This is a genomic window from Bifidobacterium apri, assembly GCF_009299485.1.
Lineage (GTDB): Bacteria > Actinomycetota > Actinomycetes > Actinomycetales > Bifidobacteriaceae > Bifidobacterium > Bifidobacterium apri.
In genome coordinates this window covers 39,272-62,813 of record NZ_WBSO01000005.1, presented here as the reverse complement: position 1 = coordinate 62,813, position 23,542 = coordinate 39,272, and the positions used below count along the sequence as shown (strand labels likewise).

12 protein-coding genes and 1 tRNA gene are annotated in these 23,542 nt (G+C 59.8%); 3 read left to right on the top strand and 10 right to left on the bottom strand.

All coding sequences use genetic code 11. The features are described from left to right. Window positions 1-73: 73 nt before the first annotated feature. The 3 genes from DSM100238_RS09530 to DSM100238_RS04875 are packed head-to-tail and all read right to left on the bottom strand — an operon-like array spanning window position 74 to window position 7,151. Window positions 74-4,234, bottom strand: coding sequence for a murein biosynthesis integral membrane protein MurJ (locus DSM100238_RS09530; RefSeq protein ID WP_240812350.1), 4,161 nt, complete (start codon window positions 4,232-4,234; stop codon window positions 74-76). After that, window positions 4,231-6,537 (bottom strand): DUF6049 family protein, encoded by a 2,307-nt coding sequence (locus DSM100238_RS04880; RefSeq protein ID WP_152355575.1) that lies wholly within the window; start codon window positions 6,535-6,537, stop codon window positions 4,231-4,233. The genes DSM100238_RS09530 and DSM100238_RS04880 overlap by 4 nt, the downstream gene beginning before the upstream one ends. Next, complete coding sequence (locus DSM100238_RS04875) at window positions 6,501-7,151, bottom strand: NUDIX hydrolase (protein ID WP_167511044.1); 651 nt, start codon at window positions 7,149-7,151, stop codon at window positions 6,501-6,503. Before DSM100238_RS04875 ends, DSM100238_RS04880 begins: the two co-directional genes overlap by 37 nt. An 85-nt stretch (window positions 7,152-7,236) precedes the next feature. Here DSM100238_RS04875 and DSM100238_RS04870 point away from each other — a divergent pair, with 85 nt between their 5' ends. Next, the gene (locus tag DSM100238_RS04870; protein WP_152355627.1) at window positions 7,237-8,655 is read left to right on the top strand and encodes a CCA tRNA nucleotidyltransferase; all 1,419 of its coding nucleotides are present in this window, start codon (window positions 7,237-7,239) and stop codon (window positions 8,653-8,655) included. Between the two features lie 193 nt (window positions 8,656-8,848). Here the strand turns inward: DSM100238_RS04870 and DSM100238_RS04865 are convergent, their stop codons facing one another. From DSM100238_RS04865 to DSM100238_RS04835, 7 genes are all read right to left on the bottom strand, one after another. Then, the gene (locus DSM100238_RS04865; RefSeq protein ID WP_152355574.1) at window positions 8,849-9,472 is read right to left on the bottom strand and encodes a LytR C-terminal domain-containing protein; all 624 of its coding nucleotides are present in this window, start codon (window positions 9,470-9,472) and stop codon (window positions 8,849-8,851) included. A gap of 30 nt (window positions 9,473-9,502) precedes the next feature. Next, a complete protein-coding gene (locus tag DSM100238_RS04860) occupies window positions 9,503-10,420 on the bottom strand; it encodes a 4-(cytidine 5'-diphospho)-2-C-methyl-D-erythritol kinase (RefSeq protein ID WP_152355573.1) in 918 nt (305 codons plus the stop codon). Further along, entirely contained in the window at window positions 10,417-11,373 is a 957-nt protein-coding gene (gene rsmA, locus DSM100238_RS04855) for a 16S rRNA (adenine(1518)-N(6)/adenine(1519)-N(6))-dimethyltransferase RsmA (RefSeq protein ID WP_152355572.1), read from the bottom strand. Before rsmA ends, DSM100238_RS04860 begins: the two co-directional genes overlap by 4 nt. Window positions 11,374-11,419: 46 nt before the next feature. Then, window positions 11,420-12,967, bottom strand: coding sequence for an aggregation-promoting factor C-terminal-like domain-containing protein (locus DSM100238_RS04850; protein WP_152355571.1), 1,548 nt, complete (start codon window positions 12,965-12,967; stop codon window positions 11,420-11,422). Window positions 12,968-13,507: 540 nt separating this feature from the next. Then, window positions 13,508-13,581 (bottom strand) — tRNA-Thr (locus DSM100238_RS04845). Window positions 13,582-13,884: 303 nt separating this feature from the next. Then, window positions 13,885-14,877, bottom strand: coding sequence for a DsbA family protein (locus DSM100238_RS04840; protein ID WP_152355570.1), 993 nt, complete (start codon window positions 14,875-14,877; stop codon window positions 13,885-13,887). 202 nt (window positions 14,878-15,079) lie between these two features. After that, window positions 15,080-17,137, bottom strand: a complete 2,058-nt coding sequence (locus tag DSM100238_RS04835) for a protein kinase domain-containing protein (RefSeq protein WP_240812349.1) — start codon at window positions 17,135-17,137, stop codon at window positions 15,080-15,082. A gap of 259 nt (window positions 17,138-17,396) precedes the next feature. Here DSM100238_RS04835 and DSM100238_RS04830 point away from each other — a divergent pair, with 259 nt between their 5' ends. Further along, window positions 17,397-20,321, top strand: a complete 2,925-nt coding sequence (locus tag DSM100238_RS04830; protein ID WP_152355569.1) for a glycoside hydrolase family 3 protein — start codon at window positions 17,397-17,399, stop codon at window positions 20,319-20,321. Between the two features lie 741 nt (window positions 20,322-21,062). Next, window positions 21,063-23,516: a glycoside hydrolase family 3 C-terminal domain-containing protein gene (locus tag DSM100238_RS04825; protein WP_152355568.1), complete on the top strand. Its 2,454-nt coding sequence runs from the start codon at window positions 21,063-21,065 to the stop codon at window positions 23,514-23,516. The last annotated feature ends 26 nt before the right edge of the window (window positions 23,517-23,542 follow it).

Here is a 23,542-nt window from a genome sequence, read left to right as displayed (position 1 = left end):
CCGGGACACATACAACCGGGGCGGCCGCCCACAACACGTGGAAACGAGCCGCCCCGGAAACGGTCCGACGCCGTCAGTACAACTGGACCGAATTGATATACAGCTGGTTGCCCGGCAGGCTATCCCGAGGCACCCACATCAGGAAGTCCTGGCTCTTGACCGTCTTTGTGAGCTTCACATCGGTCGTTCCGCTCGCATCGAAGGAGAACTGGGCAACCTGCTCGCCCTGCGTCGGATCCGCCGTCGTATTGGCGTACAGATAACCGGTACCGCCGGAAGACCTGATTGACACCACGAAGCGGTACACGCTTTCCGGCTCGCTCAAATGCATGTAATAGCCGTACCCGTCCTGTCCACCGGGCTTGGTGAGGAACTCCTGCTTGTCAATCGAATACGGGGTGTTATTCTCCGGAACCGTCGGCGTAGGCACCGCTGAAGCATCCTTATCTTCAGTGATGACACTCGTCTTGCCGGAAGAACTTGAGGCTGACGCGTCGCTGGTAGGCGTACTGCTGCCGAACGGCACCTTGTCAAGATTCTGAGAAGGCCATGCGCCCGATTGCTTCGCCACACCAATCGTCGTGCCATCGGAAAGGCTATGGAGCGCGAGCCCTGCCGCCGCGGCCACGACCAGAATGACGACGACAATCGCCACGACCTTCGTGCTGAATCGGCCGAACAGCTTCTCATCGGCCACATCGTCTTGAGTGACCGGATTGTAGCTCTCCTGCGTCTCCTTTTCCGGTTCCACAGTAGGCGTGAAGCTCGGCGGACGGCTCACAGGAGCATTGGCAGCAAGAATCTGCGTCTGCTCATTCTCCAATGCGCGTCTCGATTCGTCACCGGGAGGAAGCGGCAGTCCATTCGCATCGTAGACGGGAATTCGGCTCGTTGATTCATTCACCGACGGCGGCTGGAGACGGTGAGCTTTCTTCGCCGCCTTTCGGGCGAAATCGAACCGGAGCGTCGCCTGCGTATCGGTATACGGGCTGGGCGGCACATTGAAGTTCGGAAAAATCGCGTTATCCGGATCAGGCACAGAAGGAGCCATGATATTGGCCACCTCGGCCGCGGCGATGTCATGAAAATCGTAATCGCTGCTATCAGTGACCTCAGGGTGGGGGATATCCTGCCTGGCAGGATTGCGAGGAACCGCTTGGCTGTTCTTCATCCATTCGGCGGATTCCTGCTGCATCGCCTGCTGAATGGCCTGCTGACGGGCGGCGAGAGCTTTGTCATGGTCCGCGTTCTCACTGTTGGCGTCCGGCGTCGCAAGGGCCGATACCGGCATGACGCTCGCCTGTGCCGCTTGCGCGTATGAGTGCTGTTCGAACGACGAGGAAAGATCTTGCGGGAAATCAAGAATGCGCGCGGGATCAGGCGTCTTGAGCGTCGCATTGGCGATCGAGCATTCGGCATCGATGCTTGGCAGGGCGATATCGCTATTCTGCAAATGCGAAAGCGGCTCCCAATCACCCAGCAAAGCGGTGAGTTCGGCAAGCGACTCCATAGGAACGACGTTGCTGTTCCCGTCAGATTCCAAACCGCGATGGCAGATCAGACGGAATTCGCCAGGAACATCCGGGCCGAGCTTGGACAAATCAAACCGGGTGTCCACCGCCGAAGGAGTGCGAGTGATCAGGGCATACAGCACGGCAGCGAGCTGACGGGTCGCCAAACGTTCCGCTCCCAGACCTTCCGGGGCATGCGAAGTGTCCGCAAGCATCGGGCTCAGTGTCGCGTCGGCAAGCTGAACGCCGTTCGCGGTCAAACGGATGGTGTCCGTGCTCAAAGCGTAGTGCGACAGTCCATCCACCAGCAGCTGACGCATCGCTGAGGCAGTTTCGCCGAGGATCGACCGCATGGCGGCATTGCTGAGGGTCCCGGATGCCGGCCCATGGAAATAATCGGTCAGAGACAATCCATTATCGACAGCGGTGATGATAATCGACACCTCGCCGCGATGCTGGAGCTGAAGAACCTGGGTAAAACGACGGTTACGCGACAATGCCAACGATGATGCGATCGCATCGACCTTGGCGATTGCACCAGCGTCGGTGACGATGAACAGCTGGCAGTCGCGGGCGAGGACACGATCATTCGCCTTCCACGCTTGTATGCCGGGTTCGTCACGCAACAGTGACACCAACGTATACCGGTTGATAACGGTATCTCCCAGTTGAGGCTTCATAGTTCCTTCGGCTCCATAACGAGAAATTCGCGTGCTCGCGGGTGATGTGATAGTAGTCATTCTAACGACTGGAGTGGTCGAAATGGCTGCGGGGACTGCCGTGTCTTGCACAAGACCGACATGTTGGCCGGTATCCGTCTGGGCAAGGCCATTGCTGGGCGCCTCATCCGGATTGCCAGTGGCAGCACGATCAGTTGCGGCACCGGCCGGTTGACTGTCATCCTGACCGGCGGCCGGGGTACCGTCCGAATCGTCATGAGAGTCGGCATCATCATCGGCCGTTTCGGAACCATTCCCACCCTCAAGATGGGACATTGCATCATCGGCATTGTCGGCGATACCCGCCGCATCCGGAACAACGGCCGCACCGCTCTGCCGGCGGGCGGCAATGCGCGCCTTGAGCGACGACACCATCGTGACCAATTCCTGCGTATGCATACCCCACAAGGCACCCACATAGACCGCGATGATGACGATGCCGAGGACAACGCACACGCCGACGGACTGCAGCCAGTTCATATGGCCGCCTGACGGAGTGAGCTCCGCGCCGAGGATATGCTCAACAGGGGTGCGCAGCCATATTCCGACAATCGCGGCGGCGACAGCAGCAACAGTCGCCTTGATATAGGACAAAGCGATCCGCCGGCCGTCCAGGCGATTCTCAAAGCGTTTGCGCAACATCCATACCAGCAACGGGAAGGAGAGCGTATACGCCAAAGTGACGGCGACACCGCGCATCGTCGTCCACTGCAGCGGAGAAAAAAACTTGGTGACGATCAACAGCGTAATCATCTGGATACTGAGCTGGACCGCCATGAAAATGAACGGGGAACGCCCGTCCTCAAAGGCGTAGAACGTGCGCTGGATGATCAGATAGGAACTTGACAATGGCAATGACAACGACAGTGCTATCATCGGCCCCGACATCAGCTGCGCCTCGCCCACGCTGATCGACGGCAGCAAGGCGAGTGAAATCGGGACGGACAGGACGACGAATACCGCGGAGAAGAAACTCATCAACAGCGTGACATTCCGCAGCGCATCACTCAAATCATTACGGGCGGCGGCCAGGTCGTTGTCGGCAACCGCTCGGGAAATCCTCGGAAATACTGCGGTCGCCACGGACACCGCAATCAAAGAATACGGAAGAATATAAATCGTAAACGCATTCTGATACGTTGCATTGCCCGCCACCAGCGTCTCGTCGATGCCGAACAGCTGATGCGCGCGCAGCGGGGCATTCGTAGTGATACGAGTCGAAATAATCGTCAACAGCTGGTCGATGCCGACAATCCCCAAACTCCATGCAGCAATCGAACCCATGGAACGCAAACCAATGCCATGAACGCCCCAGCGCCAACGGTACCGCAACCCCAATTTGAACAACGGCACAAACAGCACAATCGCCTGAACGGCCACACCCAGCGTCCACGTGCCGGCGGTCAGCATGATCTTCCCCGTCGTCCAGAAGCTCAACGGCTGGTTGTCAGCCTTGCCGAACATCACAATGAACAGCGTGAATCCGGCACAACTGACGATATTCGCCGCAACCGAACTCCACGCGTACATGCCGAAATGATTCTTCGCCGCCAGAATCTGGCCGAGCACCGTATACAAGCCATAGAAGAAAATCTGCGGCATACACCACAATGCGAACGCATTGGTCAACGCCAGCATATCCTTGCCGCCGTTCGCATACAGATGCGTGAACGCCGGAGTGGTAGCCGTCAACAGCATCATCGCCAGCGTAATGCCGGCAAGCAGCGCGATTGCGAAGGTGATGAGCTTATTCAGCCGATCCTCGGCGTCATCCTCTTTGAGCGTGCGCACAATCTGGGGAACGAGAACCGCATTGAAAATACCGCCCGAAATCAAGGTGAAAATCACCTGCGGGATCATCGAACCGGCCTGATACGCGTTCGCGGCCATACCGGTCGTGCCGACCGCAGCGGCGAGCAAAATCGTGCGGATCTGGCCGGTCAGCCGGGAAGCCGCCGTACCGACGGCCATCACGAGGGAATTATGTCCAACCGAGGAACTCATTCGTCAGGATCTTTCTTCCGATGGAATTGACGCCACAGGCCAAGCACGCCGAGCAAAAAGGCCACACCGATAAACGCGATGCCGGTCTTGTCACTGATTTGCAGGGAACTGGTGATGGTTGTCGTCTGTGCCGACGAAAAACCGGAACCCTTACGGTCCAGAAGCGTCAGATGTACAGAGGTGGAACCGGAAGTCGCCACGCGGATGGTGAAAGTGACCTGCGCCTCCCCACGGGCAGGAACCGTAACATCGGCGTACCGGCTGGTCACAATTTCCATGGAGTCGGTCAGCGAAGACACGCGGACCCGCACCGGATACGGGTTCGCGTTCGTCACAGTAACCGGCAGACTGGCTGTTTCACTGACCACCGTGACCGTATCGGTTTGGGTGATGGACACATTGTTCAACAGTGTAGACGACAAGCCCGTCGCGGCATCGCCCATGCGCTGGATAACCGCCGCGTTACCGGATAACGCGAGCACACCCATACGCGAATGCAAAGAAGCCAGGCAATTCATCCACGTGGAAGGGCCTTTCGCATTGTTCTCCGCGACCTTCGTGGCATCATGCCGTGCCAGTGATTGCTCGTCACCACTATTGGACGTACTGGCGGTCGCGCTCGCAGACGGCGACGACGTTGAATTGGCATACAGAATATGTTCCTTGAACTGGCTCAAACTCCGCGCGCTCGCCGCAAACGTCGACAATGCGGCTTCCAGACGTTTGCGCGCCGCCTCACTCAAACCGGAGGATTGGGGGACGAGGCTCGCGGCATCAGCGCCGCTGGCATAGGCGTCTGAAGCGATAAGGGTATTCAAATCAGTGAGATTCAACCATGTGGATTGTTCAATAGCGCTCATCAGGGTGTCGATCAGTGCCGTTGACGCCCCAGACTTGAGACAGACCAGCAGATTACGGGACGTATACGGTTGCTCCATCTGGTAGAACGCACTTTGCGCGACAAACCGTGACAGGCGTCCTGCGTCGCTTGTCTCACTATCGGCTTCGCTGCTGGTCGCCTTGCCTTGGGCGAGACCGGTCAGTTCCTGCTGCGCGGCCAGGACCGTCACATCGCCGAAATCGGTGGAAACGACATATTTGCCCGTATGAACGGTGCCGGAACTGCCGGCATCGTACCCGGAAGTGGCGATGACTGTCGAATACCCCTGCTCCCGTGCGGTATTCAGCGCTTGGCTTGTCCAACGACCACTGCCTTGCCACGCGATGATGTCATGCGTCGCGTTCGTGCTGCCGACCGCCGAACGATACGCGGCCATACTGGCAGAAGCATTCCAATCGGTTGTGTTGACACCGGCTGATTGATAGGCGGCGGGCGTGTTGAGCGCTGCATACCCCGTAATGTCGAACATACCTGGCTGGCTGATCGCCGACGCCTGCGCGGGGATGGACATGGATTGCAGGTACATGGGATCGGCGACGACCTGCAGTTTGGCATGCTTCGTGAGCAGTTGAGATTCAGCCCGTTCGCGCTTGGACGCGTCAGTACCGGTGAATACCGCGCGGACAATCGAAGACGAGTTCAACCATGCGTGCTCCGCGTTGACGATATTGGACACGATGGTCGTATTGCTTTGCCAGGCTGTCGTGCTGAGCGGCTGGACGACCGTGATATTCATCGCCGGCGTATTCGCCGTTGTCAACCCGTCGGTTGAACGGGTCAGGAACGTGTGCAGGGAAGCGCTCGCTGAGCCTGATGCCGAAGCATAGGAGATACGTACCGGTTTCGGCCCCCAACTGGTGATTGCAGCCAGCTGCGCGGCGGATGCATCGATATCGACGGTCACCGTCGTCGTGCCATGGGCGGCAATGCTGCCGACATCGACTTGCGCCAGCTGATTGTTCATAGGAATGCGCGACTGGCCTTGCGCCCAATCTTGGATATCGGTACGGGAAACGAAGGTGTACAGCGCGTTCGCGGCGACCGTCACCGTGCCATCGCCGGTGGCTACGCTCGACGTGTTGCGCAAGGTGAGCTGCAGATGATAGCCGGATGAGGCGGTGACAACCGGCGTGGCGCTGTCAATGCTCATCGAGATCGTGGAATCCTTCTGCCGCGACGTGGTACGTGAGGCGGCGGTCGAGGAGGAGCCGGACGCTTTGCCGGTGGCGGTTACCGTACTCGCATCTGCGGCAGCATACCCGAACATCGAGGGCACGACGACAGCGAGGATACAGGCGACCAGCAGGCGCAGCAGACGCTGCATCCGCGCCAACCGGACGCCATGATGTGCGGGGTAGTTCAACGTTATGCCTGCCTGTTCAGTTTCCTGGCGTAAAGCCATGCGATCTTGCGTTCATTAGGATAGCTGAGCACATTGTCCAGATCCTCAAACTTCACCCAGATCGCGTCCTCCGCCTCATGGTCGGGGTCGCCGGTCACCGTGAGTTCGCCGCTGATCCGGCGAAGCGCATAATGATGCACCAGCTTATGCACGCGTTGGTTTGTGCCGGTGAACCAGTAGTCGATCGTGGCGATGGAATCAACCACTTCGCCGAGGATCCCCGTTTCCTCATGCACTTCACGGACTGCGGTCTCTTGAGGCGTTTCGCCTTTCTCGATATGGCCCTTCGGCAGACACCATTCCAGATGCCCGCTGCGCGAATGCCGGGCGATGATCGCGACACGGCCGAGATCATCGAACACGAGTCCGCCCGCGGAATACTCCCTGACCACCGGAAGTTCCTGCGCGTCCAGCGAAGCGAAGGTTGCCGGCGTGTCGCCAGCCCTGCGGTGGGGCATCAGCGCAGGAGTAGGGGTTCCCGGCTCGATATCTTGATATTTCACGGGTTCTTCCGACTGCGATGTGTACATCAGCGTGTCGGACGACGGGCCCATTTGGGTATGCTTGTCCGCAGCGTTGGCGAGCATGCGCGCAAAGTCTGCGGGAGTAATCATGTCTTCCACCTTACTCAAACCAATGTGCAGGTGGAGTAACGGTATGCTTGGAGGCGTAGAAAGTGCTGAATCGAAAGGGCGTGCGTTGAACTTCGAAGTCTGGCCAGAAGCGATAGAGCTGGGTCATATGTTCGCGGATGAAGGGTATGAGCTGGCTCTCGTGGGAGGTCCGGTGCGCGACCTGTTGCTGCATCGCAAATCCCACGACCTTGATTTCTGTTCTTCGGCCAGGCCTGAGCAGTTTGAACATATCCTGCGGTCGTGGGGGCATGACGGGTTCTGGGATATGGGCCGCAAATTCGGCACGCTCGGGGCGATGCGCCGTCGGCCTGATGGCACACCCGTACAGGTTGAGGTCACCACGTACCGCAGTGACACGTACGACCCTGATTCGCGCAAGCCGGAAGTCAACTACGGCGATTCGCTGGAAGGGGATTTGTCCCGGCGTGATTTCACGGTGAACGCCATGGCGTTGCGTGTGCCGGATCTGGAATTCGTCGATCCGTTCGGCGGCGCGAATGACCTGGCCAAAGGCGTGTTGCGCACGCCTGTTGATCCGCGGCAATCCTTCGACGACGATCCGCTGCGCATGATGCGCGCGATTCGCTTCGTCGCCCAACTGGGATTCAACATCGAACCTGAAACCGCGCAGGCGATCACCGAGATGACTGAACGCATCCGTATCGTCTCCGCCGAGCGTGTCCGTGACGAACTCGTCAAAATGCTGTTGTCATCCCGTCCGCGTGCCGGTGTGGAGGCGTTGGTGGATTCCGGGCTCGCCGATATCGTGCTGCCGGAAATCCCCGCGTTGAAACTGGAAATCGACGAACACCACCGGCATAAGGATGTGTTCGAGCACACCATGATTGTGCTTGATCGCGCGGTGGCGTTGGAAACCGGTCCCGACGGCCCGGTGCCCGCACCCGACCTCGAATTGCGACTCGCCGCGCTGCTGCATGACATCGGCAAGCCGGCGACCAGGCGGTTCGAAGACCATGGCAAAGTCAGCTTCCACCATCATGACGCCGTCGGCGCGAAGCTGACGCGCAAACGTTTGCGCGCGCTGCATTTCGACCATCATATCGTCCAGGATGTGAGCGAACTGGTGAATATGCACCTGCGTTTCCATGGGTATGTCGACGAGCCTTGGACCGATTCCGCGGTTCGTCGCTACGTGCGCGACGCAGGGCCGCTGTACGAGCGTCTCAACCGGCTGACCCGCGCCGACGCGACCACGCAAAACAAGCGTAAAGCCCAGATGTTCTCCGATGCGATGGACGAAATGGAACAACGGGTGCGCGATCTGAAACAGCGCGAAGACATCGAGGCGATTCGCCCTGAACTCGACGGCAACGAAATCATGCAGTTGCTTGGGCTTGAGCCGGGGCCGAACGTGGGAGCCGCCTACCAGCACATGCTGGAATACCGCTTGGATAACGGTCCTGTCGGTCATGATGCGGCAGTAGAGGAACTCAAGCGATGGGCTGCGTCGGAGGGCGCGTGAGCATAGCGTCCGCACGCATCTGCGCACGCCGGATGACGGACGCCGCACCTGGCAGAAGAGGCATGAGACCGGCCCGAATCAGGCGTGTGCACGGTATGCGGTCCAACAAACAACCGGTCATGCTGACGATGGGTTCAGCATGACCGGTTGTGGCGACAGAAAGCAGGACGCCGTGCGGGTCGCCCCCGGGCGGTCAGTTCACCGCGTCATGAGCCAAGGCTTTGGGCAGATTCGTCATCTTGCTGCCGTCCTGGCAGCCGCTGATATTGCTGATTTTCGCGCCTTTGCCCAGCACCTTCGACTTGGTCTTGAGATTGTTGAACGTGGCGCCGAGCACGACGTCAATGAGCTTGTCCTGACGATCGTCCATCTTCAAGACCGCATCGGTGAAGTTGTCATTGAGCGTGTACGCCTCATTGATGTTGTTCTTGCCGTAATAAATGATGGTCTGCTTGACGTCCGTCTTCTGATAGTTCGACACGTTTTCGACAGTGAACCCGCGATTGGTGAGCGCCTCGCCGACAGCGCGCGCGAATCCCGAATGCTGGGTGCCGTTGAGCACGCGAACATGGACGGTAGACGTATCGACATATTTCGCCGTGCCCGATGAATCCGGGACGGCACAAGCCGCAGCGACACCGTAATTCGGCAGGTTTTCGGACGTTGGCACCGCACCAAGACCGAACACATGGAACGAAAACAGCAAGGCGATAATCAGCACAATCACCATACCCATGATGGTGAAAGTGAACACCGCGGTCTGGCGGTGACGAACATAGGCTTTACGCGCCGCGCGTTCATCATAGATTCCGGTCATAGCATCCTCTTCGTTCTGTATCCATCCACTCTACCGGCAATCGCTGACTCCGGGAACGACGTGGATCCGCGGCACAGCCGGGGCTTGCGCCTCGATGATCCGATCAACGGCATCGCCGGCGCGCCAGGTAGCGGCAACTGCCGCCATCGCTTGCGAATCCGGCACGAACGCGACAACGGAAGGTCCCGAACCGGACACCAACGCATGGGTCGCCCCGGCTGCGACCGCCGCATCCATCGCTTCGCCGCTGCGAGGATGAAGCTGCACCGCGGCATATTGAAGATCGTTGTTTGGCCTGGCATCGCCGTCGCGCCGCCATCCGTCACCGATACGGTCGAATTCAGCATACACACGAGGCGTGCTGAGCTGCGTATCGTACGCCCCGACGAGCACCAAACCCGCGAATCCCTGATTGCGCAGCCGTTCGGCGGCATCACTGTCCGGTGGTATCGCAGTGATGCGCTCGCCGAATCCGGTGCCATGCGCGTATCCGCCAGTCAAGCAGAACGGCATATCGGCGCCGAGCGTCGCCGCAACCGACTGAAGGCGCTCAATCGGCCAGTGAAGATTCCACAACGTGTCCAAGGCGAGCAGTGTCGCCGCGGCATCAGCCGAACCCCCGGCGAGACCTGCGGCGACGGGAATGCGTTTGGTGATATGCACGGCGGCATCGGCATCATGCCCGCTCGCCTGCGCCAACGCGTTGACAGCACGCACAGCATGGTTGCTGCTGATGTCGCCGTTGTGCTCGAGGTCGGCGAGATGATCGCCACCCATAGACAGTCGGACGCCGCTTCCCGGATTCGTGGGAGATACCGTGACCGTGTCGTAGACGCCAAGCGCGCAGTAGATGGTGTCAAGCTCATGCCGCCCGTCCCAATCGGCATGTCTTGCGCCGACATGCAAGGTGAGATTGGTTTTCGCGGGGCAGTCCACGCTCACCTTCATGCCGATTCCTGCTTTCCTTCGGTGCTCTCCTGTGCCGACTGCGCGGCGGCAAGGCGTGTGAACTCTTGGATAGTCAGTGTTTCCCCGCGGCGGGTCGGATCGATGCCGCAAGCCGTGAAAGCCTCCGGGCCGACCATGCGTTTGAGGGCGGCATGCAGGGTTTTGCGCCGCTGCCCGAATGCGGCGTCAACCAGTGCGAACACATCGGCGCGTGCGGCGCCCAGCTCAGATGCTTCCGGCAATTGGCCTTCGGGGTACCGGGTGAAGGTGACCAAGGCTGAATCGACGTTCGGGGCCGGCCAGAACACGTTACGGCCGATCATCGCCGACCGTTGCGCAATGCCGTACCATGCGAGTTTTACACTCGGCGTGCCGTAGATTTTGCTTCCCGGTGTCGCCGCAAGACGGTCGGCGACTTCTTTCTGCACCATGACCGTGAACCGGTCAAGTTGGGGGAATCGTTCAAGCAGGGTCAATATGATCGGTGTGGCGACGTTATACGGAAGATTCGCGACCAGCGTGATATGACGGGCGGCGGATAGTCCGGGCGTATCTTCAGGGGTGACGGTCAGGGCATCATGGTTGATGACGTGCAGCCGGTTTGTGGCTTGCGGCATGAACTGTGCGACGGTGCCGGGCAGACGTTGTGCCAGGGGCGGGTCGATTTCAATCGCCGTGACATCGGTTCCGGCTTCCAAGAGCGCCAAGGTGAGTGATCCGAGTCCCGGTCCGACTTCCAACACCGTGTCGCCGGCAGACACACCGGATTCGTGGACGATTTTGCGCACAGTGCCGGGGTCGATGACAAAATTCTGGCCGAATTTCTTGGTCGGGCGGATGCCCGCTTCGGCGGCGATGCGGCGGATGTCGGCGGCTCCGAGCAGGTGCCCAGGGCGGTCTGTGGCGGTGTTTTCTCGGTTGTCCGCCGCTTGTAGAGATGTTGTGGTGTTCATTCGTGCTTCTTGTCGAGTCTCGTGTTCGTGATGGCCGGATGGCGGATCAGTACCAGTTGTAATCTTTCCAGTGTTGCCAGGCTACGGAAGGTTTGCCATAGCGGATGGTGATGTAATACAGGCCCCAGTCGATCTGGACGGCGCCATCATCTTTCCAGTTGGCGCCGAATTGGGACATTTTGCTGCCGGGCAGGGATTGGGGGATGCCGTAGGCGCCCGAGGTGGGGTTGCCTGCGGACCACCGCCAGCCGGATTCTTTGGTCCACAGGTTCAGCAGGCATGTCCATTCGTTGCCGGTCCATCCGCGTTGCGCGGCGGCGCCGGCGGCATAGGTTTGCGCCTGCTGGACTGTCGGATGCCATAGTCTGGAACCTGCCGCCGAGGAGCTGCCGCTGCCGGAGGAGCTGCTGCCGGATGATCCGCCGGTCGATGCGGTGTTGCTCGGGCTGGGGCTTGGTTTGGATGTTGCGGTCTGGCTTGGTGCCGGCTTCGGCGTTGTTGTGGTCTTCGACGGGCTTGGTGTCGCCGTGGCCGTTTTCGATGGTGCCGGTTTCGGGGAAGCGCTGGCGGACGAGGACGGGGATGATGATGCCGAAGCGGATGGTGACGAGGAGGACGATGATGACGATGACGACGATGACGAAGAAGCTGAATCGTCGGAGTCCGTGTCGCCTTGCGCTGCCGACCCGCTGCTGGAACTGTCGGAACTGTCGGAACCGTCAGAATCGTTGGAATCGCTTGACTGCTCCGGTCCTACGGCGATGATCTGCATGACCGGGGCGGCTGTGGTCTGTGACGAGGTCAGTGTTTCGCTTTCCTTGACTCCATCGACGTAAGTGACGTCATAGGTGTCGACTTTGGTGCCGTTCTGCCCGGCCTGTTGGACGACGGTCTGGCCGGGTTGGAGGCTGTTGTCGACGACGGTCTGCGTGTCGAAGGGGATGGTTTCCGTGCGGGTTTCGGTTTGGTGTTTGACGCGTTGCACGCGCAGGATGGTCGTCCCGTTGTCTCGTTCGACGCTGACGCGGTCTTCTTTGCCGAGCGTGATGCCCTTGGAATCAAGGATGGATGCCGCTGTCAGCTTGCCGTTCGGGGCGATGGAGGTGACGCCGTCGGCGATGACGGTGACCGGGCCGCTTTCGTTGATGACCAAGCCGCCGGTGAGTTGGTTGTAGACGTTCTTGATGTCGACGGTCACTTTCGAAGCGGCCTGTTCGTTTTGTTCGAAGAAGCCGAGCAGCTGGTCCATGCTTGTGGCGACTGTCCAGAACGGGACTTCGGTGCCGTCGATATTGATGGTGGTCTCGTATGCTGAGCGGATGGTAATCACATCGTGGTCTTTGAGCGAACCTTTTGACGTCGATTCGATGAGGTCGTGGGATTTGATGGTGATGCCTTGCTCGTCCAACAGGCGATCTACCGAGGACGCATATGTGGTGACTGTCGTGGTTTGCCCGTTGATGGAGAGCGCAACGGTTTTTCTCGCACCGACGGCGAATGTACATACTGAGGCGAGCACAACCGCAACCGAGCAGCATGCCACTCTGATGCGACGCAGTATCACCGTGCGTTGTGGGGTCCAACGACGCGCCATGCCATCACCTTCCGAAATCGCTGAGCGGGCTGCCTGTATGGCAGGCCTCTGGCTTGCATTGTAGCGGTTTGTTCGGTCGCGGTGCGCTGTTTGACGGAGCTCGCAACATTCTCCCACATTCGCGGGTTTCGGTGATGTGTCGCATATCGCGGAACGCTGAGGTGGCGGATTCGGGTGTGGCGCCGTAGCACACGAGGGGTTGACGTTTATCCGCCTCTTGATGCCGATAATGCCGCAAACGGACTCAGTGTGACCAATTTTACGAAGGTGGCGAGTTCGCGTGAACTTGTGCCGGTGCTGGGATTGCGGGTTATGCTGGAAAAAAGCAAGCCCGCCACTATGGGCGGACTTGAAAAGAAAAAGGGGGGCCGAAGAGAAGGGGATGTTCCGGCCCCCCTCAAGGTGAAGCTGGTTGGGGGACGCTCCACCTTTATGTTGCCAAGGGTCGTAGTTGGGGGGAAAGACCCTTGGCTTACTTACTCGCAGTAAGACTCAACGTGGTGCCGCTGGTGCGACACGATAATACTGTACCACGTTTCGAGCCTCCTGTCGGGATCGAACCGACGACCTGCCGCTTACAAGGCGGCCGCTCTGGCCATCTGAGCTAAGGAGGCGTGAGCATGCCGATTGACAACAATATTGTCGATTATGTTGCCACGACTCAAGCACACCGAAGATTAGCATACCAGTGCTGATGAACATCGGTTTACCGATGTGTCTGGGCCGTGTCGCGTGCGCGGTTCCGCAGGGGCGATGGCAAACGTTTGCATACAAAAGTAAAATGTGTGGATTTTGAAAATATACGCTAGGGGCGAACAATACGTGCTTGCCTTCGACCCCCGAACGGCAAAAGCCCCGGCCGACATGACCGGGGCACTGGAAAACAGCGGCGGGGCAAGCCCACGCCATCGGAACGGCTACTTGCCGGTATCGATGGCCTTCGGCTTGCCGGAGCCGATCGACGGCATGACGCCGCTCTTACCGACCTGGCTTTCCTTCAGTCCGATAGAAGTGAGCAACGCTTCCTTGATGGACATGTTGTACTTGCCGACCTTCACCAAATCCAGATACGTGCCATTGATGGTGATGGTAGGAGTAGTCATATAGCCGGCGTAATCACCTGACACGTTCGCAAGCTCCGGCCGCATGCTGGTATACGTGTCCGAAGCCTTCAGCCACGCGGTATAGGTGTTTGAGAACGCCTTGGAAGCCACCGCGGCGGATACACCTGCCTTCTGCGCCTGCTCCTGCAGCTTCTTGTCGCTCACCGGGACATAGGAGTCGGCCTCATCCGGCTGGAAGTCCTCGTCATAGATATATTCGATGTACTTGAGCAGATGCTCCGGGTTGTCGTCATGCTCGACGATATACACCGCGGCGTTGGCGGCGCGTGAGGAATAGTTGTCCGACGAGCTGGCGTCACGCGAAGTCATCAGATGGAACTCGAGATTGACCTGACCCGCCTTGAACATCGCTTCAAGGGTCGAATCAATCTGCCGGTGCATCGACCCGCAGCCGGGGCAGATCGGATCCATATACAGCGCAATGGTGGGGGCGTCGCTGATCGTCTTGTTATAGCCGTTCTTCGAGAACAGGAATCCGCCGGTCGAATTCGCATTTGACGGCTTGGTCTTCACCGCGTTCATTGCCTTCTTCGCCGCGGCAACGGAGGACGGCGAAGCGGTGCCGGATGATGTGGATGTCGAGGACGGATGAGTGTTGCGATACACCGTGACACCGATCACCGCAACCAACGCCACGACCACAAGAACCACGATCGCGCCGATCAGCGTCTGCTGCTTGCGCTCACGTTCCGCCTGCTCAGCCTGCTCTTTGAGACGTGCCTCTTCCTCGGCCCTACGTTCCGCGCGGGTACGGCGTTTGGCGTTCCTCTTGTCGTTCTGGGGCATGATTGTCCTTTCTGGTATGCACGATTCCGCGACCGCGGCATCCATGACCGCTCACTGTCGGATAGTCTAATCGAGGACGGCGAGAACGGCAGGAACGTCTCGGGCTCCTGAACCGCATATGCGAACGATGTCGGCCTTGCGGCGGCGCCGACCAATTGATCGCCGGCTTGCCGCACAGCCGGCAACCTGCACGGCAAGACGGTCATATACGCATATATCCGCTGACGGTCAACGGCACCCAATTGATGGCGTTCGTCACCAGCACCGCAACCACGGCGGCGACCACCAGCACCAGCCATATCATCAGCAACGTCGTGCGGCGGCTTGCCCCGGGGTTCTCGGACGCGTCACTTTGATTGGTCTCACTGCCCGCTTCTGCCGACAGAGCGGTTGTCGCGTCGCGCGGGAGGCCGCGCAAGGTCCCTGATCCCATCCGGATTGCGGCAGCACCGGTCGCGAAAACGCTGACCAGCCATCCAATCGCGGCCGCCCCCGCCAGAACACCGCCGCTGATAGACAACGGACTCCCCGCGAGCAACACGAACGGAACCACCCAACCATTGAAATGCCAAGGAGTGGGGAACGTCGGCAGATGCAAAGCGAGTGTGGCGATGATGATACCCAGTACGGCGATGGCGCCGGCCAACACGGCGCGGGGAATGGCCAACACCAGTCCTTTGACGATATGCCACGGCATGGTCGCCACGCGCAGCGCTCCATCGCCACGTTTCCGGGTCCCGCCACGTTTGCTTTCCCGATCGAGCTGTGAACCGGTATTCAGTCCTATTGCAGTGAGCAGCCACATCAGGATGCCAGCGAGAATCCAAGCGATCACCGGCATCGCCGCAGCGGTTATCGCAATCGGGACGGTCAATGCGGCAAGCGGGAGAATCCCACGCTTGAAGTACTGCGCGCGCCTGATATCGACAGGATTGGGCTGGTGCTGTTCCGGGGGTGTCGATTCGGCTTCGTTCCCGTCGCTCGCAACTGCGGTCGGTGCAAGCGGCTCGCTCACAGTCCCGACAACCCCGGAAGCGTCGGGAAGCGGACGCGTAGCGTCATCGTGCGGCATCACTGCGGTGGACGCAATCGGAGCCGGTGCGGCGACGGTCGGTTGGTCGTCGATCACCGTGGTGGCAGGATCTGCATAATCCTCACCCTCGGGACTGTCGGCAGTGTCAACAGCACCAGGGGAACCGGAGGGGCCAAGGGCGCTGCCGGCGTCATCCGACCACAAGGACCTTGGATTCCCATGCCCGGTATGACCGGATTGCCCGGCATCCGCAGCATCGTCCCCGTCAAAAGGGAGCATCGCATCCCCATCGCCGGACTGTGTCTCGTCCCCCGCCGCAGGGAACGCAACCGTCTGTCCATCCACCATCTGCTCTTGCGCATCATGCCAAACGGCTGGGTCGAGCGCATCCACGGCGATCGTTTGCAACAACTGTTTCGGCGTGCACCGGTGATCCGGATCCGGGTCAAGCGCTGAACGGAAGGCTGCCGCCGTGCGCGCAGGAAGCCCGGCAAGATTCGCGTTACCGCGCGCCTCGCGTTCAAGCACCGCCATCATCGGCTGAGTACCAAACACCGGCTGACCGGTCGCCGCGAACGCCAGCACCGAGGCGACCGACCACCAATCCGTCGCCTCACTTGACTCTGCACCATCAATGATTTCAGGAGCGATGAACCCGGGCGTCCCCATCACCAATCCGGTCCGGGTGACATGGCTTTCCCCCTCGCCCATCGCGATGCCGAAATCCACAAGAATAGGGCCGCTCGCCGCAATCATCACATTCGTCGGCTTGATATCGCGATGCACGATCCCCGCCGCGTGCACCGCTTCGACCGCGTCAATGAGCTTGCGCGACAGACGTTCCAAATCATCGCCCACATACTGGCCGTTTGCAGCGACGTCCTCGCGCAGGTTCCTGCCCTCAATCAGCTCCGTGACAATGAATGCAACCGCATCATCCAACTCCATATCCACGATGGAGCACACGCCGGGATGCCTGATCCGGCGCAACGCCATCGCCTCACGACGCAGGCGCTCGCGGGCGGTCGCATGGTTGCGTGCGGACTGCGCGGTCGCATCGCCCTCATCAACCAAGGAATCGCGCAGGATTTTCATCGCGTATTCCTGCCCGCCGTCATCTTTGACGCGCCAAACCGATCCCATCGCACCGCTGCCGAGACGAGAAATCAGCGTATAGCCGCCGATTTCTTCGCCCGCTTCGAGATTTAACGCGTTCAAATCGCTCATACCCCCAATCCTAGTGACACCAGAGCGAAACCGCGCGAGGCTTGCCATGGCGCCCCGCATGTCGTGCACATGAAGCATACAGATTATGCACCCGAAATGACAGGATGGGGTGGAGCCGAACAACGAACCGTATTTTCTGATGCAATAGCATCAACGCATGTCGGATCGCTCCCGAAGACGGGCAGCACATCGGTGTGAGGCGCGGAAGCCACATCGACACGGTCGAGACATGCATCACCATCACAAGGAGGAGACGACCATGTTACAGATCAACATGGCAGACGTAGTCGCCGTCATCAACTCGCTGGTGCCGTATCTGGTCACTGCAGGCGTGTTGCTGCTGCTGGCGATCATCATCACCATCGCCGTCAATAAGAAAACCGTTCATGTCGTCGCGACGCGTAAGCTCGTGCATTCCCAGTCGTGGCTCGTGGCCTTGGTGGGGATCGTCGTCGCGATATCCATGATGCTGTCCGGCCCGCTGTCAACGCTGCTCAACAATGCGACCGTCACCAAGTACGAACTGTCGTCGAGCACAGTGGCCCAGGCGAACAAGCTCGCCAACAGCGTCGAGGAAGAGGCCGTGACCCTGCTGAAGAACGATGACTCCAATCTGCCGCTGAACGGCAAGAAGGTCAACGTGTTCGGCTGGGGCTCCACCAATCCGGTATACGGCGGAACGGGCTCCGGCTCCATGTCCACCCAGTACCCGACCGTTTCCATGCTCGAAGGCATGAAGAAAGCCGGCCTGACCACCAACAGCCAGCTGACCAAGCTGTACACCGATTATCGTAAAGACCGCCCGCAGGTCCAGATGTTCGCCCAAGACTGGACTCTGCCTGAAGTGCCGGCTTCGCAGTATTCCGATTCGCTGATGACCCAGGCCAAGAACTTCTCCGACCAGGCCGTGATCGTCATCACGCGTGTCGGCGGCGAAGGCGCGGACCTGCCGACCAATATGAAGGCCAAGGGCATCACCTACACCAACAATTCCAAGGATTACGAGGACTTCAAAAACGGTGAGGGCATCCTGGAGCTCTCCCAGACCGAGCGCGATATGGTCAAGCTCGTCACCGAGAACTTCAAGAATGTCACCCTCGTGTACAACGGCGCGAACGCCTTCCAGTTCGACTTCCTCAAGGACTATCCGCAAATCAAGTCCGTGCTGTGGTGCCCACCTGCAGGCCAGACCGGTTTCACCGCACTTGGCGAAGTGCTCGCCGGCAAGGTGAATCCGTCCGGCAAGACCTCCGACACCTTCCTCAAGGACATTACCAAGTCCGTCAGCTACAACAACTTCGGATATTTCGCCTACAAGGACGCCGACGCGCAGGCCGCCAGCTACATCGGCTTCACCGGCAAGGAACAGAAGAGCACCCCGACCTTCGTCAACTATGCCGAAGGCATCTACGTGGGCTACAAGTTCTACGAGACCGCAGCCAGCGAAGGGCTGATCAACTACAATGACATCGTCCAATACCCCTTCGGCTACGGCCTGAGCTACACCGATTTCACCCAGAAGATGGGCAAAGTCACGTACAGCAACGGCAAGGTCTCCCTCAAGGTGACCGTCACCAACACCGGCAAGACCGCCGGCAAGGACACCGTCGAAATCTACTACAATCCGCCGTACACCAATGGCGGCATCGAAAAGGCGACCAAGAACCTGGTGGCGTTCGAAAAGACCAAGACGCTCGAGCCGGGCGCCTCCCAGACCATCGCCATCTCCTTCGACGACGATGATATGGCCTCCTACGACGAGAAGAATGCCAAGGCATACGTGCTGGAGAAGGGCGACTACCAGATCATGCTGCAGTCCGATTCCCACACCGTACTCGCCACGCAGACCGTGAACGTGCCGAAGACCATCACCTACAACAAGGCCTCCGACACGCATAACGGCGACAAGACCGTCGCGACCAACCAGTTCTCCAACGTGGAAGGCGACGTGACCTACCTGTCTCGCGCCAACCATTTCGCCAACTACGCGAAGGCGACCGCTGCGCCCACCGATTTCACGATGAGCGACGCCGCCAAGAAGGAGTTCACCAACAACAACCTGTACAAGGCAGCCGACCACAACGACGCCAGCGACAAGATGCCGACCACTGGCGCGAAGAACGGCGTGAAGCTCAGCGACCTGCGTGGCAAGTCCTACGACGATTCCGCTTGGGACAAGCTGCTGGACGAGCTGACCTTCAACGATATGGACAATCTGATCGCCAACGGCGGCTACGGCACCCAAGCCATCAAGTCCATCGGCAAGGTCCAGCTCACTGATGCTGATGGCCCGGCGGCTCTGAACAACAACTTCACCGGTGTCGGATCGATCGGCTTCCCGTCCTCCACGTCCTTCGCCTGCACGTGGAACAAGGATCTGGCCAAGCAATTCGGCGAGATGATCGGCCAGATGGCGCATGACATGCATGTCGCCGGCTGGTATGCCCCTGCGATGAACATCCACCGCAACCCTTACTCCGGCCGCACCTTCGAGTACTTCTCCGAAGACTCGCTGCTCTCCGGTGCCATGGCGTCCAACGAGATCGCCGGTGCGAAGACCCGTGGCGTGTATTCCTTCATGAAGCACTTCGCGCTAAACGACCAGGAAACCAACCGGTTGAGCATGCTGTGCACGTGGGCCAACGAGCAGTCCATCCGTGAGGTGTACCTCAAGCCCTTCGAAATGAGCGTCAAGCAGGGCGGTGCCCAAGCGGTCATGAGCTCCTTCAACTACATTGGAGCCACCTACGCGGGCGCTTCCAGCAACCTGCTGCAGACCGTGCTGCGTGACGAATGGGGCTTCCGCGGGTTCGTGCTCACCGATTACTTCGGTGGTTATGGCTACCAGAACGCTGACCAGGAAATCCGCGCCGGCAACGATGCGATGCTCGCCACCACCAAGGTGACCAATCACATCACCGACAAGTCCGCGACGTCAGTCAAGGCGATGCGTCGGGCTGCGAAGAACATCCTGTACACCACCGTCAACGGCTGGCAGTACGAGAACGGTACGCCGAAGGTGCCGACCCCGGTGTGGCGCGTTGCGATGATCACCGTCTGGTGCGTGACCGCAGTGCTGTTCATCGGTCTTGAATTCCTCACCATCAAGCGCTATATCAAGCGCCGCAATGAGGCCAAGACCGCCGCTCCGGCAGCATCCAAGGGCGGTGATGTCCAAGCCTGACCCGAACACAACCCCCATAGCAGAGCCGGGTCGCACAGCTGCTGACATGCAACGGTGATCCGGCTCCGCCGGGATTCTTCCTTCCCTTCTTCCCACACGCCGCCGGCGACAGGTTGATTGGCCTGCCGCCGGCGGCGTATGTGTTCACGGCGATAGCAGTGGCGGGCTGAAACGCCGCTCCCGGAGCTGTTTGTGCCGGGGGAGGGGAGCCTCGTCCTCGGCTTCCGTTCCGCTCTTCGGCTTCCGTCGGGAGCCGTCTGCGGCGGGGAAGTCGAGATATCGCCGCGATTGCGAGGTCCTGCGCGCGTACGTCAAGTGGAGGCGAGAATACAGGTCCGGTGCGGGGTTGCCATGCCAGTGGTATGCCGGGACCTCGGAGTTACGGCTCCATGTTCCGGTTCCCGTCATGGCCGCGCAGCAGATTCCGGGAAATATCCGCGCAGATATGACAATTTGCGGCAGACGCACAGGTTTCTGCTGATTGCTGCGACCCGTCGTGCACAGGATTCCGGAACCGTAAGTCTTTCTTCCGATTCCCGTCGTGGCAGATGACGGCGATTCAGCGCAACCAGGATACGATGACGGCCGCGGCAAGCCATCCAGCTTGGCCTCGACCGAATATGCCGCCAAAGCGACAGGTTGTGCGTATGGCCCGATATGGCGGTTGCGGCTCTGATTGAATCAGAATATACCGATACGTCACGCGCAGCAGCATGACGTAGATACAAGGCAGGGAGCAACATGAATCTTGAAGATTGTTCAACCACCGAAAAAGCGGCGATGCTTTCCGGCGGTTCGGAATGGGACTCTCGCGGCAACGAACGCGCAGGAATACCGAGCTTCGTGATGAGCGACGGACCCCACGGCGTGCGTCGCCAGCTCGGCTCAGGCGACCACCTGGGACTCGGCGAATCCAAGCCAGCCACCTGTTTCCCGACCGCAGGGACGGTCGCGAACTCTTGGGATCCCGCCCTCGCACAGACGATGGGCGAGGCGCTGGGTGCCGAAGCACACGACCTGGGTGTCAATGTCCTGCTCGGGCCGGGCATGAATATCAAGCGCAACCCGTTATGCGGGCGCAATTTCGAATACTATACCGAGGATCCGCAAGTCGCCGGGCGCATGGCAGCCGGCCTGATCCGGGGCATCCAAAGCAACGGCATCGCCGCATGCCCCAAGCATTTCGCGGTCAACAGCCAAGAGCTGCGTCGTCAGGCTTCCAATTCCGTAATCGACGAACGCACTATGCGCGAAGTGTACCTGACGGGTTTTGAAATCGCAGTACGCGAAGCGCACCCACTGGCGATCATGAGCTCGTACAACCGGGTCAACGGCGTCTATGCACATGAAAACCCTCATCTGCTGCGCGACATCCTGCGCGACGAATGGGGTTTCCGCGGCATGGTCGTCTCCGATTGGGGCGGTTCGAACTCCGCGGTCGCCGCGGTCAAAGCCGGCGGTTCGCTGGAAATGCCGTCGCCGGGATACACGTCTGTGCGTGAATTGGTCGCCGCGGTCAAGGCGGGCACGCTGTCGGAAGCCGATTTGAATCTGCGTGCGAAAGAAGTCGCCGATATCGCCCGCAACACTGTTATCACTGGAGTCGGGCGAGACGACCTGCTCAGCGAGGAAAATATCGCTGCGCATCATGCGGTGGCGCGGACGGTTGCGGAACAGTCGGCTGTCCTGCTCAAGAACGGTGCGAAGCCGGCAGCTGTCGGCGCGGACGCGGTGCTGCCGCTTCGCCGGGGCGCACGGCTCGCGGTCATCGGTGATATGGCGAAAACCCCGCGATTCCAAGGCTCTGGATCTTCCAAAGTCCATGCGACGCGCGAAGAGAACATACTTGACGAACTCTCGTCCTGCCGGGACGTGCAGGTCATCGGTTACGAGCAGGGCTATGAACGTCAGGGGCAGGACAACCGGGCATTGCTGGAGGATGCGGTTGCTTTGGCCTCGCGCGATGACGTCGATGCGGTTATCGCCGTGGTGGGCCTTGATGAACGCAGCGAATCGGAAGGCCTGGACCGCTCCACGATGGCGATTCCATCGGCGCAGAACAAACTCATGGATGCGCTCGTCGCGACCGGCAAACCGGTTGTAGCCGTGCTTGTCGCCGGCGCTCCGGTCGAAATCCCATGGTTCGACGCGGTCTCGGCGCTGCTGTACATCGGCCTGTCCGGCCAGGCGGGGGCTTCTGCCGCGGTGCGCGTACTCACCGGTGAAGTCAATCCGTCCGGGCATCTCGCCCAAACCTGGCCGTTGCATGCCGAAGATGACCCGACTTCCGGCTGGTATCCGGCGCCCGGACGCGACGCCATCTACCGCGAAGGCCCGTTCGTCGGCTACCGGTATTACGAGACCGCCGGTGTGCCGGTCCGCTTCCCCTTCGGATTCGGTTTGAGCTACTCGCGTTTCGCATACAGTGATTTGCACGCCGACGACAACGGCGTGACCTTCACAGTGGAGAACACGTCGGATACGCCGGGGGCGACGGTCGCGCAACTGTATGTGCGCGGCCCCGAGAACGGTGTCTTGCGCCCGGACCACGAGCTCAAGGGCTTCGCGAAGGTGTCGCTTGGCGCCCATGAGCGCACGACGGTCCGCATTGATTTCGACCGCTACACGTTCCGGCATTATGACGTCGCCTCCCAAGGCTGGCATGTTGAGGGCGGCGATTGGACGCTGATGGTGGGTGAGGACGCGCATGACATCGCGTTGGAGATCACCGCCACGATTCAAGGAGATGTCGATCCGGTCGCCCCGAATCTGGCGCTTGGCGCGTATCTCACCGGCCATGTTAAGGATGTGACGGATGCGCAGATGGCGGCGCTGTTCGGCCATGAGGTCCTGGCGCCCGGAAAAACCGTCGTATTCGATATGAACGACCCGATTCTCTCGTGGAAGGATTCCAAGAGCGCATTCGCCCGGTTTATCGCCAGGAAGCTGGAATCGCGCGAGGAGAACATTCGGCGCAAAACCGGTTCTCCGGACCTCAATACGCTGTTCCTGCTCAACATGCCGCCACGCGCGATGTGCAAGATGACTGGCGGCATGGTGGATGCGGCGATGGTGCAGGCCGTCGTGACCATCGCCAACGGACACACCTTCCGAGGCATCGGATCGTTCATCTCAGGATTCTTCCGCAATAAATCAGCCAACAAACGCATAGCAAAGGAGCTCAATCATGACTGATCACACCACAACCGCCGAAGCGCGGC

Coding starts and splice junctions, on each gene's coding strand:
- DSM100238_RS09530 (WP_240812350.1), bottom strand. CDS start 4,234: ATGAGTTCCTCGGTTGGACATAATTCCCTCGTGATGGCCGTCGGTACG.
- DSM100238_RS04880 (WP_152355575.1), bottom strand. CDS start 6,537: ATGGCTTTACGCCAGGAAACTGAACAGGCAGGCATAACGTTGAACTAC.
- DSM100238_RS04875 (WP_167511044.1), bottom strand. CDS start 7,151: ATGATTACTCCCGCAGACTTTGCGCGCATGCTCGCCAACGCTGCGGAC.
- DSM100238_RS04865 (WP_152355574.1), bottom strand. CDS start 9,472: ATGACCGGAATCTATGATGAACGCGCGGCGCGTAAAGCCTATGTTCGT.
- DSM100238_RS04860 (WP_152355573.1), bottom strand. CDS start 10,420: ATGAAGGTGAGCGTGGACTGCCCCGCGAAAACCAATCTCACCTTGCAT.
- rsmA (WP_152355572.1), bottom strand. CDS start 11,373: ATGAACACCACAACATCTCTACAAGCGGCGGACAACCGAGAAAACACC.
- DSM100238_RS04850 (WP_152355571.1), bottom strand. CDS start 12,967: ATGGCGCGTCGTTGGACCCCACAACGCACGGTGATACTGCGTCGCATC.
- DSM100238_RS04840 (WP_152355570.1), bottom strand. CDS start 14,877: ATGCCCCAGAACGACAAGAGGAACGCCAAACGCCGTACCCGCGCGGAA.
- DSM100238_RS04835 (WP_240812349.1), bottom strand. CDS start 17,137: ATGAGCGATTTGAACGCGTTAAATCTCGAAGCGGGCGAAGAAATCGGC.
- DSM100238_RS04830 (WP_152355569.1), top strand. CDS start 17,397: ATGTTACAGATCAACATGGCAGACGTAGTCGCCGTCATCAACTCGCTG.
- DSM100238_RS04825 (WP_152355568.1), top strand. CDS start 21,063: ATGAATCTTGAAGATTGTTCAACCACCGAAAAAGCGGCGATGCTTTCC.